Raw genomic sequence first — 13,186 nt, forward strand, 5'->3', positions numbered from 1 at the left:
TCTCCTTTGCCAGAGTACTTGTGAATAGGCCATATATTTTCACACTTAACGTTTAAATATGATGACAATTTCAAAAACGCTGGACGCTGGGCTTCTGGCAACCTGTTCACATCCTCAGCGTGCCTCTCTAGGCGTGCTTTCTATCACTCATAGCGAACTCACTAACGACGAAATCTCAAGCCGAGTACTGCCAGTCATTTTTATTTAACACTTAAAGCGTAAATAAAAAGCCAGACCTCTTCGGCCTTCACGAGATTTCACCATGCTGACCAGAACCCGTGCTTTTTACCCGCTTGTTTCCGGCGCCGTACTGCTGACTCTCATCCCCCCTGCGGTTGCTCAGGAACCCTTCGGCAAAAGCGATACGCCTGCTGCAGAAAGCGTCACGGTCACGGGGTACGTCAAACAGAATCGCGAGGAAATCCGCGCCAAACGCAACACGTCGCAGGTCGCCGATTTCATCTCATCTGACGAACTGGGCCAGCAGCCCGATCTGAACGTGGCTGACTCCCTGCGCCGGTTGCCGGACGTGACCACCGAGTTCGACGAGGACGAAGGTCGCTTCGTCTCCATACGCGGCCTGCCCTCACGCTTCACCACAACCACCTTCGACGGGGCGATGATCCCCGATGGATGGTTCGCGCTGGGCCGACAGACCGACCTGGAAGCCATCCCCGGCGTCGCTCTCAAACGAGTAGGGGTTTACAAGAGCCTGACGCCCGACCTGCAACCGGCCATTGCCGGGATCGTCGACCTGCAACCGATCAGCGCGTTCGATTACAGCGGCTTTCAGGCCGTTGCCGATACCAAGATCGGGCACTACAGCAACATGAGCGTGCCGGGCGGACCTTCCAGCCCTTCTGCGATCATCGACGGCAGAGTCAATGACCGCTTCGGCGAGGACAAGCAGTTCGGCTATATGTTGGCGGGTAGCTTCTCCGACCGCAGTCGCGATCAGGAAAAGGACATCCGCACCATCAATTACAGCGCGGCTGGCACGCCGTCGGTGGACCGCCGTGATCAGGCGCAGTACACCAACCGACTGGATCGCTGGAGCCTGCTGGGCCGCCTCGAATACAAACCCAGCGAAAACCTTTATTCATCGCTGCTCGGCGCGCACTACAGCTACGACTCCGACGAATACCGCTACTTGAACATTCTCGAAGGCCGCTCACCGCGCAACGTCACCGACGTTAGCGGCAGTTATGCCCAGGGCCGCAATCGTTATCGCGTCGATTACTTTCCTGAAACCACGGCGACGGATCTGGCCATCTGGGACGTTGACTTCAAACCCGCCGATCAACAGCGCCTGACCAGCAAGCTCTATGCGGCACGCAGTACCTATGAGCGCAAGGACGATGGCCAGTTTGAATTCCGTTCGGCTTACGGCTCCAGTTTCGGCTATCAGTACGACCTTACGAGTCAGGACTCTGACAATCGCGACATGTCCACCATCACCCCCGCCAACCCTTCGGCGGCGACCACGCCGGCAAACTATCAGTTGTTCACTATCCAGCCGGAAAAGCTGGAGCGCCAGCAGACCATCAAGGAATGGCAAGGGACCTACGGCTTCAACACCGACCCGCAGGACCGTGGGCCTGGCGTCAGGGTGGGCACGAGTTGGCGACGCATGGAAGTCACGCAGGACATTGATCAACAGAGCTTCCTGCCCACCAGTGCCGCCAGCCTCCCCGCCAGTTCGTTCAGCAATGCAGGTGACTACTACAAGGCAACCAACCGTTTCTTCGCAGACAACCCTGGGCTGTTTCGGCTCGATCAGGCCAACAGCACCCTGCTCAGCACTCAGAATGACCTCAGTTATCAGGAAGACATTGCCGCAGGCTTCGGTCTGCTCAGGTACCGCGGCGAGCGTTTCGAAATCCTTGGTGGCGCTCGCTATGAACACACTCGATTCGATTCCTCGGCCTTTCAGAACAACAGCGGCACACTCAACCCAAGTAGCAACTCCGGCAGTTATGACAACGTACTGCCTTCCTTCAGCGCCTTTTACGACCTGACGGCTTCAGTGCGTGTACGTGCGGGTTTCAGCCAGTCACTGGGCCGGCCGAACCCGGAATATGTGGTACCGCTGAACAGCGTCAGTCAGGTGGACGGCGCAGTCAGCATCAACCGCGGCAACCCGAGCCTTAAACCGATCACCTCCAATAACTATGATCTGGCAGCCGATTATTACTTCGGTCAGGGAGCGCTGCTGTCCATGGCGCTGTTTCAGAAAGACCTGAAGAACGAGATATTTGTCGGCAGTTCCAGCAGTACGGACAGCACGGGTGTTCAGACCACCATCTCACAACCCCTCAACACCTCGACGGCACAGGTTCGCGGCGTATCCGTAAACCTTATCAAGGACCGCCTGGCGTTTCTGCCCGCACCGTTCGACGGGCTGGGCTTCAAGCTCAACAGCACCTGGCTGGACGGCTCGATGAATGTGCCGATGGTCGACGGCTCGACACGTCGGGCAAGCCAATTGGTCGGCGCGCCCAAGCAGCAATACAACGCCACGTTGATGTACGCCATCGGTGATATCAGGTCGCAGATCAGCTACGCCGTGGTCGGCGACCGGCGCACCAGCCTCAGCGTCCAGAACCCGCGCCAGGACAAGTTCGAAGAGCGCTATGGGCAACTGGACGCCCAGGTCAGCTACGCGCTCAACGCCAACCTGACCCTCTACACCGAAGGGCGGAACCTCACCGACCAGAAGCGCCTGATTCGCGACGCGGACAACAACCTGCTTGAGCGCAACAGCTTCGGCCAGTCCTTATGGGTCGGCATGAAGGTCAAGCTCTGACCTGCTCACTGACTCGATTAACACCCAAGAACCCTCAGGAGATACCCTTCGATGCAATCGTCTATGTCCATTGTCAGCTTGATTGAAGGCGCCAGTCCGGTTGCCCGGACCGTCATGTTTATCCTCTTGCTGGCCTCTGCAGTCAGTTGGCTGCTGATTTTTATTCGCAGCGTCGACTTGCGGCGCGACAGCAATCACCTGGCCGACTTCGAGCAACGCTTCCATTCAGGCATCGACCTCAATCAGTTGTACAAAGAACTGCCCGACCAGCCTGGCGGCGCAGGCAAGGTGTTTCGCGAAGGCTTTCGTAACTTCTGCCAACTGACCCACGGCGACACCGACCCCACAATCACCATGGAGGCTGTGGGCAGCGCACTGCGTCTGGCGTTGTCGCGCGAAGGCATGCGCCTGAATCGTCGCCTGGTGATACTGTCGACCATCAGTTCGGTCAGCCCCTACATCGGCCTGTTCGGCACGGTGTGGGGAATCATGGGGTCGTTTCAGGCTTTGGGAGCAACCGCGCAGGCGACGCTCGCCACGGTAGCGCCGTGGATTGCCGAAGCGCTGGTGGCCACCGCCATCGGTCTGTTCACCGCCATTCCTGCCGTGATTGCCTACAACTTTTTGTCGAAAAAGGTCGCCGACGTGCAGACCCGGCTGGCCGATCTGGCTGAAGAGCTACACACCCTGCTACTGACCAGCCTGCATACCCGCGGTCATCTGGATATCAGCACGAGGGAAACCGCATGAATCAGAAAGGTTCTTTCCACGCGGTTTCCCGGGGCAGGATTTCCAGCGAAATGAACGTCGTGCCATTCATTGATGTGGTGCTGGTGCTGCTGGTGATTTTCATGGTCGCCACGCCGCTGATGACTCAGGGCGTACACGTCGATCTGCCTCGCCTGGGGGCGCAGGCCATCGACACGCCGGATCACCCGCCACTGGTCATCAGCATCGACGCCGAAGGCCTGTACTACCTGAATCGCGGCGAGAACCAGCGTGTTCAACTGGCGCTGCCAACCGTGGGCCAGCAAGTACGGGATATGCTCGGCGATCAGGCCAATACCGCCGTGCTGATTCGTGGCGACCGGGCTGTCAGCTATGGGCGGATCATGGAACTGATGGGCACCTTGCAACAGGCCGGCGTGCCCAATGTCGGGCTGATTTCGCAGCCTGCGGATGCCGCGCCATGAAGATTTCGCAGAAACCTGCATCACCGCTTCCCGAGGTAGGCGTCTCGTTCACTCCGGCCAGCCATCGGCTACCCGAGTCCGGCGTGCGCTGTCGCTTCAGCACTCACCGTAGCGATCGCACGTGCAGAACCGTACCCATCCGGTATCTGGCGATCAGGCCTGACCTCAGGCTGGTTGCCCCACCAAGCATGCCGCTGCCACGCGACCCGGCGCCTGCTTCGGCAAGCGCGGCATTGCTGCTCATCCCGTTGGTGGTGGCCGTACATTTTCTGGCGGCGTGGCTCGGCAGCACGGCATCTGCTCCATCAACAGCCGAGCCAGACAGGCAGACGCTGGTGATCCACACCGGACTGGCTGCGGACCCTGCCATTGCTGCGGCTGCCGCCAGCGCTCGCGCTGCCGAGGCGCAACGTCAGCAGGCGGTCGAGCAACAGAAACAGGCGGTAGCAGAACAGGCCGCCAGAGAACAGGCTCGGCTCGAAGCCAGCCGACTGGCAGAACAGGCTGATGTGCAGGCGCGACAGAAACCGCCACGACAGCCCCCGTCCAAACCGGCGCCGCATCCAGCCCCGACTGTGCCCGCCCAAGCCCCCTCCCCGGCACCGGCCACTTCAACCACTGCACCGGCCGCAGCCGAGGCGAAACCTGCGCCGTCGGCGTCCGGACCCGCGACCGATGTCGCCGCAACCGCTGGCAAACAGTACCTGCCGCTGACCAAGGCAGCGCCTGACTATCCGGCGGCAGCGCTCGAAAACGAGCTGGAAGGCGACTGCACGGTGGAGTACGACCTCATGCCCGATGGCACGACGACGGCAGCACGCCTGGTCAAGGGGCAGTGCGATGCGTCCCACTTCGGGGCCGCCTCGCTCAAGGCCGCCGCCGGTTTCCGGTACAGCCCGCAGGTCGCCGGCGGACACCCGGTCAAGGTCATCGGGGTACGCAACACGTTCCGTTACCGGTTGCAGAATGCTCAGTGAGGCTACGCGGCAGCAGGTGTAGCGCTGCCCTGCCGACACTACGTTCATCATTCCGGATGATAGTAACCTTCGATTTATTCGATTCGTTAATAACACCCTGCGAGCAACAGAATCCGCCCATCCTTTACTATCGGCGGAACTTCTCATGCCCCAGACACTCGCTCATTTGCGCTACCCCCTCACTGCCCTGGCACTGGTCGTGATCAGCGCCTGTGGTCGCGCACCTGAGGCTACTCAGGCACCCGCTGCGGCCAAGGTCAGCGTCGCCAAGGTGCTGGAACAACCCGTCAACGAATGGGACGAGTTCACCGGCCGCCTTGAAGCGCCGGAAACCGTCGAAGTTCGTCCACGTGTATCCGGCCAGATCGATCAGGTGGCCTTTACCGACGGTTCGCTGGTCAAGAAAGGCGACCTGCTGTTCCAGATCGACCCGCGTCCGTTCCAGTCGGAAGTACGTCGCCTCGAGGCCCAATTGCAGCAAGCGCGGGCCGTGGCCGTACGCAGCGAAAATGAAGCCCAGCGTGGCGAGCGCCTGCGCACCAACAATGCCATTTCCGCCGAACTGGCAGACTCGCGCACGACCTCCGCGCAGGAAGCCAAGGCCGGGGTCGCCGCGATTCAGGCGCAACTGGATCTGGCGCGCCTGAACCTTAGTTTCACTCGCGTGACCGCGCCTATCACAGGTCGCGTCAGCCGTGCCGAGATCACTGCCGGGAACATCGTGACAGCCGATGTGACAGCGCTGACCAGCGTGGTGTCCACCGACAAGGTCTATGCCTACTTCGACGCCGACGAACGCGTGTTCCTCAAGTACACCGAACTCGCGCGCAAGGGTCAGCGTGGCCAGACCACCCCGGTTTACCTGGGCCTGTCCAACGAGAACGGTAATCCGCACCTGGGCCAGATGAACTTCGTCGACAACCAGGTCAACCCGCGCACCGGCACCATCCGTGGCCGCGCCGTGTTCGACAACACCGACGGCAGCTTCACACCCGGTCTGTATGCGCGCCTCAAGCTGGTCGGCAGCGGCACCTACTCGGCCGTGCTGATCAACGATGAGGCGGTCGGCACCGACCTGGGCAAGAAGTTCGTGCTGGTCATGGACAAGGACAACAAGCCGGCTTATCGCCCGGTCGAGCTGGGCCCGAAAATCGAAGGCCTGCGTATTGTCCGCAACGGCCTGGGCAAGGACGACACCATCGTCGTCAAAGGCTTGCAGCGTGTCCGCCCCGGCCAGCCTGTGGACCCTGAAGTCACGCCGATGGCCAGCGCCGACACCCTTGCCCTGCTCCTCAAGCAACGTCAGGCCCTTGAAGCCAGCAACCCGCAACAGTCGGCGCCCAACGCGACCGCCAAACTCGCCAGCGCCACTGCGCCTCGCGGCTAAGGGACTCGTTCGATGAACTTCTCAAAATTCTTTATCTCGCGGCCGATCTTCGCCGCGGTGCTCTCGCTGCTGATCCTCATCGCTGGCGCCATCTCGCTGTTCCAGCTGCCGATCAGCGAATACCCGGAAGTCGTGCCGCCTACCGTCGTCGTGCGGGCCAACTTCCCCGGCGCCAACCCCAAGGTGATCGGCGAAACCGTGGCCTCACCGCTGGAACAGGCCATCACCGGCGTCGAGAACATGCTTTACATGTCGTCGCAGGCCACTGCCGACGGCAAGCTGACCCTGACCATCACCTTCGCGCTGGGCACCGACCTGGACAACGCACAGGTGCAGGTGCAGAACCGCGTGACGCGCACCGAACCCAAGCTGCCTGAAGAGGTGACGCGGATCGGTATCACGGTCGACAAGGCCTCGCCTGACCTGACCATGGTTGTGCACCTGACCTCGCCGGATCAGCGCTACGACATGCTGTACCTGTCCAACTACGCCGTCTTGAACATCAAGGATGAACTGGCGCGACTGGGCGGTGTGGGCGATGTGCAGTTGTTCGGCATGGGCGATTACTCGCTGCGGGTCTGGCTCGATCCGAACAAGACCGCGTCGCGCAACCTGACGGCTACCGACGTGGTCAATGCGATCCGCGAGCAGAACCGTCAGGTCGCCGCAGGCCAGTTGGGCGCGCCACCTTCCCCCAATGCCACCAGTTTCCAGATGTCGATCAACACTCAGGGCCGCCTGGTCACCGAGGAAGAGTTCGAGAACGTCGTCATCCGTGCCGGTGCCGATGGCGAAATCACGCGTTTGAAAGACGTTGCCCGTGTCGAACTGGGTTCCAGCCAGTACGCCCTGCGCTCGCTGCTGAATAATCAGCCCGCCGTTGCATTGCCGATTTTCCAGCGTCCGGGCTCCAACGCGATCGATATTTCCAATGACGTGCGGGCCAAGATGGCCGAGCTGAAGAAAGGCTTCCCCGAGGGGATGGACTACAGCATCGTCTATGACCCGACCATCTTCGTGCGCGGCTCCATTGAAGCGGTGATCCACACCCTGTTCGAAGCACTGATTCTGGTGGTGCTGGTGGTGATCCTGTTCCTGCAGACCTGGCGCGCCTCGATCATTCCGCTGGTCGCGGTACCGGTGTCGCTGATCGGTACATTTGCCGTGATGCACCTGTTCGGCTTCTCGCTCAATGCGCTGTCACTGTTCGGGCTGGTGCTGGCGATCGGTATCGTGGTGGACGACGCCATCGTGGTGGTGGAGAACGTCGAACGTAACATTGAGCTGGGGCTTGAACCGGTCGAAGCAACTCACAAAGCGATGGGCGAAGTGACCGGGCCGATCATCGCCACGGCATTGGTGCTCTGCGCGGTATTCGTACCGGCAGCGTTCATTTCCGGGCTTACCGGACAATTCTATAAACAGTTCGCGCTGACCATTGCCATCTCGACCGTGATCTCGGCGTTCAACTCACTGACCCTGTCGCCTGCACTGGCCGCCGTGCTACTCAAGGCTCACGGCGCGCCGAAGGACCGTTTCTCGCGCTTCCTCGACAGGATGCTGGGCGGCTGGCTGTTCCGTCCGTTCAACCGCTTCTTCGAGAAAGCCAGCCATGGCTACGTCGGCACGGTTGCACGCGTGATTCGCAGCAGCGGCATCGCCCTGCTGGTGTATGCAGGCCTGATGGTGCTGACCTGGATGGGTTTCAACAGTACGCCAACCGGTTTCGTACCCAGCCAGGACAAGCAGTACCTGGTGGCCTTCGCCCAACTGCCGGATGCGGCCAGCCTGGACCGTACCGAAGAAGTCATCAAGCGCATGTCCGACCTTGCCCTGAAACAGCCGGGCGTGGAAAACGCGATTGCCTTCCCGGGCCTGTCGATCAACGGCTTCACCAACAGCCCGAACAATGGCGTGGTGTTCGTTGCGCTCAAGCCTTTTGATGAACGCAAGGACCCGAGCCAGTCGGCCAACGCTATCGCCGGCGCGTTGAACGGCCAGTTCGCGTCGATTCAGGAAGCCTACATGGCGATCTTCCCGCCACCTCCGGTGCAGGGTCTGGGGACCATCGGCGGGTTCCGCCTGCAGATCGAGGACCGGGGCAATCTGGGTTACGACGAGCTGTACAAGGAAACCCAGAACATCATCGCCAAGAGCCGCAGCGTGCCTGAACTGGCCGGTCTGTTCACCAGCTACACCGTGAACGTGCCGCAGGTCGATGCGTCCATCGACCGCGAAAAGGCCAAGACCCACGGCGTGGCGATCAGCGACATCTTCGACACCCTGCAAGTGTATCTGGGCTCGCTGTACGCCAACGACTTCAACCGCTTCGGTCGTACCTACCAGGTCAACGTTCAGGCCGAGCAACAGTTCCGCCAGGACGCCGACCAGATCGGTCAGCTCAAGGTGCGCAACAACCTGGGTGAGATGATCCCGCTGGCGACCTTCGTCAAGGTCAGCGACACCGCAGGTCCCGACCGCGTGATGCACTACAACGGTTTCATCACGGCCGAAATCAACGGCGCTGCCGGACCGGGCTACAGCTCGGGCCAGGCTCAGGCGGCTGTCGAGAAGCTGCTCAAGGAAGAGTTGCCCAATGGCATGGTCTACGAATGGACCGACCTGACCTATCAGCAGATTCTGTCGGGCAATACCGCACTGTTCGTCTTCCCGCTCTGCGTACTGCTGGCGTTCCTGGTGCTGGCCGCCCAATACGAAAGCTGGAGCCTGCCGCTGGCGGTGATCCTTATCGTACCGATGACGCTGCTGTCGGCGATTGCCGGGGTAATGATTGCGGGTAGCGACAACAACATTTTCACCCAGATCGGCCTGATCGTACTGGTAGGGCTGGCGTGCAAGAACGCGATCCTGATCGTCGAGTTCGCCAAGGACAAACAGGAAGAAGGCATGAGCCCGCTGGATGCAGTTCTGGAAGCCTGCCGCCTGCGTCTGCGCCCGATCCTGATGACCTCGTTCGCCTTCATCATGGGTGTCGTGCCGCTCGTACTGTCCAGTGGTGCCGGTGCCGAAATGCGTCATGCCATGGGTGTGGCGGTGTTCTCCGGGATGCTCGGCGTCACCTTCTTCGGCCTGCTGTTGACCCCTGTGTTCTACGTGCTGATCCGTAACTTCGTCGAGCGCCAGGAGGCCCGCAAGGTCGCCAAGGCGCAGAAACTGCAAACACTGCCTGCGGAGATGCATTGATGAGCGCGGTTAAACTCTTTGTCCCGAGCCTGCTGGTCCTGGCGTTGGCGGCCTGTGCCGTCGGCCCGGACTACAAGGCGCCCGATACTGCACCGGCAAAACTCGCCGCTGCCGCTCAGGGCAACTACGACCGTACCAAGGCCGATGCCTTGTGGTGGAAGCAGTTCGACGACCCGACCCTCGACAAACTGGTCACTCAGTCACTCAATGGCAACCGGGATCTGCGTGTCGCGTTTGCCCGCCTGAAAGCGGCGCGTGCCATTCGCGACGACGTGGCCAACGACGCCATGCCAGTGGTGACCAGCCGGGCCAGCAGCGATCTGGGCAAGGGGCAGCAGCCTGGCGTGACCGACCGACGCGTCAACACTGAGCGTTACGACCTGGGCCTGGACATGGCTTGGGAACTGGACCTGTTCGGACGCATTCAGCGCCAACTGGAAGCCAGCAGCGCCGACGAAGCCGCCGCGCAGGCCAATCTCTATCAACTGCAAGTGACGCTGATCGCCGAAGTGGTCGACGCCTATGGTCAGTTGCGTGGCGCACAGTTACGCGAAGCCATTGCACGGGACAACCTGAAGAACCAGCAGGATTCTCAGGGCGTCACCACGCAGTTGCGCGACGCCGGCGTCGGCAACGAACTGGATGTGGTGCGAGCCGATGCGCGACTGGCGGCCGTTGAAGCAACCGTGCCGCAACTACAGGCCGAACAGAATCGTCAGCGCAACCGCATCGCCACCCTGCTGGGTGAGCGGCCGGAAACACTGAGCGTGGATCTGAGCCCGACCAAATTGCCGGCCATCGCCAAGGCATTGCCGATTGGCGATCCGACCCAGGTACTGCGCAACCGGCCTGATGTTCTGGCCGCCGAGCGCCAGTTGGCCGCCTCGACAGCACGCATCGGTGTTGCCACCGCCGACCTGTTCCCTCGGGTCAGCCTGAGCGGGTTCCTCGGCTTTACCGCAGGGCGGGGTTCGCAGATCGGCTCGTCGGCAGCCAGAGCCTGGTCGCTCGGTCCGAGTATTACTTGGGCTGCCTTTGATCTGGGCAGTGTCAGGGCGCAGATTCGCAGCGCCAATGCCGACGCTGAAGGTGCGCTGGCCAATTATGAACAGCAGGTTCTGCTAGCCCTGGAAGAATCGGAAAACGCGTTCAGCGATTACGACAAGCGTCAGCAGCGACTGTTGTCCCTGATCCGCCAGAGCGAATCCAGCCGTGCAGCGGCCCGTCTGGCCAACGTTCAGTATCGTGAAGGGACAGCTGACTTCCTCGTTCTGCTGGATGCCGAACGCGAACGGCTGGCTGCCGAAGATTCTCAGGCTCAGGCCGAGATCGAGTTGTATCGCGGGATCGTCGCCATCTACAAAGCGTTGGGTGGTGGCTGGCAGCCACAGGCCTGACAGCCGCATCCGGGTCTGCCTTGCCCCGCCTCTTTACAGAGGCGGGGCATTTTTTTGTCCGTTCGAGTACCCTCACCGTTTGACACTGACCAGCGACTCCACGAAGCTGCAAGCCGCCAAGCAATGGATATCGGTATGCCCGGCTCATCTCCTGACACCCTCAATCGCCGTCGCTGGATCATCGGCGCAGGTGCCGCACTTGTCGCCATGCTGCTCGCCACGCTGTTCTGGGAATGGCGCAATGTGCCCACGCAGAGCTCGCCGGCCAATCTGGCTCATACCTACGCACAGGCACTCAAGCAGGCGCATGAGGGGAAACCGGGCGCGGCGCGAGTGCTGTATCAGCAACTGGCCCGTACAGACCTTTCCGATGCGCACCGGGTCAGCCTGCTCGCCGAACTGAGTAATTACCCTAGCCCGCAAGCCCTTAAACTGATCGACGCCAGCCTCAAGGACGAATCGGTCGAGGTACGCAAGGCGGCCATTGCCACCAGCGTCAAACTGGTTTCCAGCAGTCAGCGCAGCCTGTTGCTGGGTCCGATGCTGGACGACAGGGAGCAATCCGTCAGATTCAGCGCAACCAGCGCGCTGCTGGGCCTGTCACCCGACGATCTGGGCCTGTATTTCGCCGTGCTGCAGCAGAGCGCCGAGGCGTTCCAGGAGGCCCTTGAAAGCGAACCCGCAACCGTCGATAACCAGTTGCAGCTCGCCAGGCTTTACCTGCAGACCGGCGATCTCGAACCGGCACTCAAGGCTTTGCAGCGAGCCACCGCACTGGATCCGCAGAACATCGAAGCCGCACTGGCGCACATCGAGTTGCTGGACAAAAAAGGCCAGGCCGACAAGGCGCGCAGCCTGTTTGCCGGATTACTGGAGCATCATCCCGACTCGGCGCTGCTGCAGCATGCGCTGGGCATCTGGCTGGTGGACCATGGTCAAGGGGAGTTTGCGCTGCTCAGTCTGGCCAAGGCGTCAGAGCTTGCACCGCAGAACAACGACTACCGCTACGACCTGGCTGTCGCTCTGCATGACCTGGACCAGCTTGAAGCGGCCCAGAAACAACTGGCACAGATTGTTCAGAACGATCCGGCGGATCGACGGGCACGCGTTCTGCTGATCCAGTACTGGAAGGAAAATGGCCAGTTGCAGAACGTGCAGATCCTGCTGGCCGAGCTGGAACAGCTCAACCCTGACGATCCCGCCTTGCAGCAGGGGCTGTAGGCAAAAGGGCTTGGCTACGCACGGCAAATGGCCATGCCATTGGTCGCTCCAGCCCTTTTGCAACGGCGCTTTCACACAATTCCTACCCATGTATGGATAACTCGTATTTGTCTGTCAGTCATTTCGCTTCTGGTGCTGCGCCAGAGATTCGTCAGTCAGTTTCAGCAGACCGCTAATATCAGAAATAACTTACACGCCGCCTCCCCGGATAACACACTGTCCACCCTCGACAAACAACTGCCCTGCACAGTTGACTCTTATCAATTTCAACAAGACTATTTTCTAACTGAAAAAAAAGGTGCATTATTTGTCCGCTACACAGTTTTAACTACCCTCTATCTGCGTAACGGCAAGCCAGGAAGGCTTATTTTTGCAGACAGCGCGGGTATGGGGCAGTGACCGTACGAGCGGATCAGCCAAACAGTTTTGTCTTATCGCTTTATTGGGCTGGCAACAGCCATGACATTGTCGGAGTGTGTTATTTGTCCAGACTTGCCGAGTTTCGAGCAGCAGAAAAAGCCCTTCAGGAGCAGCTGGCACAGCTGGAAGCCCTGAAGAATGACGCCGGCCTGAAGAAGGAGATTGAATTCGAGCAAAAGCTCCAGGAACTGATGGGTAGCTATGGCAAGAGCCTGCGCGATATCATCGCGATCCTCGACCCTGGCAGCTCTACCTCACTGGTTGCACCGACAGGCCCGAAGCGCCGCCGCGCACGTGTTGTAAAGGTTTATCAGAATCCGCACACCGGCGAACTGATCGAAACCAAGGGTGGCAATCACCGAGGCCTTAAAGCCTGGAAAGAGCAATACGGTGTCGATACCGTAGATTCATGGCTTCGCGCCTGATCACAACTACGCACCTGGAAGCCCTGCACTCGCAGGGCTTTTTATTGGCTGTTACGGCGATTCAGGTTTATTGTCAGGAGCCTGCGCCAGTATCACATCGGCGTGTAGCAGACTTGTCACATCACTGAAGCGGCGTTCCTATAAACAGCAATGAGT

General features: G+C 60.4%; 10 protein-coding genes. All 10 read left to right on the forward strand.

Annotated elements, in window-relative coordinates; translation table 11 throughout:
• The first annotated feature begins 262 nt into the window (after positions 1-262).
• The 10 genes from KDX39_RS14220 (at position 263) to KDX39_RS14265 (ending at position 13,030) form a co-directional block, all read left to right on the forward strand.
• Positions 263-2,806: a TonB-dependent receptor gene (locus KDX39_RS14220; RefSeq protein ID WP_231660796.1), complete on the forward strand. Its 2,544-nt coding sequence runs from the start codon at positions 263-265 to the stop codon at positions 2,804-2,806.
• A 51-nt stretch (positions 2,807-2,857) separates the two neighbouring features.
• Entirely contained in the window at positions 2,858-3,556 is a 699-nt protein-coding gene (tolQ, locus tag KDX39_RS14225) for a protein TolQ (protein WP_231660797.1), read from the forward strand.
• On the forward strand, positions 3,553-3,999 hold the full coding sequence (tolR, locus tag KDX39_RS14230) for a protein TolR (RefSeq protein ID WP_231660798.1): 447 nt from the start codon (positions 3,553-3,555) through the stop codon (positions 3,997-3,999). Before tolQ ends, tolR begins: the two co-directional genes overlap by 4 nt.
• Complete coding sequence (locus tag KDX39_RS14235; protein WP_231660799.1) at positions 3,996-4,976, forward strand: energy transducer TonB; 981 nt, start codon at positions 3,996-3,998, stop codon at positions 4,974-4,976. The genes tolR and KDX39_RS14235 overlap by 4 nt, the downstream gene beginning before the upstream one ends.
• 145 nt (positions 4,977-5,121) lie before the next feature.
• Entirely contained in the window at positions 5,122-6,363 is a 1,242-nt protein-coding gene (gene mexE / locus KDX39_RS14240) for a multidrug efflux RND transporter periplasmic adaptor subunit MexE (protein WP_099227768.1), read from the forward strand.
• 12 nt (positions 6,364-6,375) lie between these two features.
• Positions 6,376-9,567 carry an efflux RND transporter permease subunit gene (locus KDX39_RS14245; RefSeq protein ID WP_231660800.1) on the forward strand — a complete coding sequence of 1,064 codons (3,192 nt, stop codon included), beginning with the start codon at positions 6,376-6,378 and terminating at the stop codon, positions 9,565-9,567.
• Positions 9,567-10,964: an efflux transporter outer membrane subunit gene (locus KDX39_RS14250; RefSeq protein ID WP_231660801.1), complete on the forward strand. Its 1,398-nt coding sequence runs from the start codon at positions 9,567-9,569 to the stop codon at positions 10,962-10,964. Before KDX39_RS14245 ends, KDX39_RS14250 begins: the two co-directional genes overlap by 1 nt.
• Positions 10,965-11,099: 135 nt before the next feature.
• Positions 11,100-12,185 (forward strand): tetratricopeptide repeat protein, encoded by a 1,086-nt coding sequence (locus KDX39_RS14255; protein WP_231660802.1) that lies wholly within the window; start codon positions 11,100-11,102, stop codon positions 12,183-12,185.
• 33 nt (positions 12,186-12,218) lie between these two features.
• Positions 12,219-12,584 carry a hypothetical protein gene (locus KDX39_RS14260; protein WP_231660803.1) on the forward strand — a complete coding sequence of 122 codons (366 nt, stop codon included), beginning with the start codon at positions 12,219-12,221 and terminating at the stop codon, positions 12,582-12,584.
• Between the two features lie 83 nt (positions 12,585-12,667).
• The gene (locus KDX39_RS14265) at positions 12,668-13,030 is read left to right on the forward strand and encodes a histone-like nucleoid-structuring protein, MvaT/MvaU family (protein WP_099228033.1); all 363 of its coding nucleotides are present in this window, start codon (positions 12,668-12,670) and stop codon (positions 13,028-13,030) included.
• Positions 13,031-13,186 lie beyond the last annotated feature (156 nt).

The sequence above is a fragment of the Pseudomonas sp. CDFA 610 genome (assembly GCF_021147865.1).
Classification (GTDB): domain Bacteria; phylum Pseudomonadota; class Gammaproteobacteria; order Pseudomonadales; family Pseudomonadaceae; genus Aquipseudomonas; species Aquipseudomonas alliivorans.

Coding starts and splice junctions, on each gene's coding strand:
- KDX39_RS14250 (WP_231660801.1), top strand. CDS start 9,567: ATGAGCGCGGTTAAACTCTTTGTCCCGAGCCTGCTGGTCCTGGCGTTG.
- mexE (WP_099227768.1), top strand. CDS start 5,122: ATGCCCCAGACACTCGCTCATTTGCGCTACCCCCTCACTGCCCTGGCA.
- tolR (WP_231660798.1), top strand. CDS start 3,553: ATGAATCAGAAAGGTTCTTTCCACGCGGTTTCCCGGGGCAGGATTTCC.
- KDX39_RS14220 (WP_231660796.1), top strand. CDS start 263: ATGCTGACCAGAACCCGTGCTTTTTACCCGCTTGTTTCCGGCGCCGTA.
- tolQ (WP_231660797.1), top strand. CDS start 2,858: ATGCAATCGTCTATGTCCATTGTCAGCTTGATTGAAGGCGCCAGTCCG.
- KDX39_RS14260 (WP_231660803.1), top strand. CDS start 12,219: ATGCCATTGGTCGCTCCAGCCCTTTTGCAACGGCGCTTTCACACAATT.
- KDX39_RS14255 (WP_231660802.1), top strand. CDS start 11,100: ATGCCCGGCTCATCTCCTGACACCCTCAATCGCCGTCGCTGGATCATC.
- KDX39_RS14235 (WP_231660799.1), top strand. CDS start 3,996: ATGAAGATTTCGCAGAAACCTGCATCACCGCTTCCCGAGGTAGGCGTC.
- KDX39_RS14245 (WP_231660800.1), top strand. CDS start 6,376: ATGAACTTCTCAAAATTCTTTATCTCGCGGCCGATCTTCGCCGCGGTG.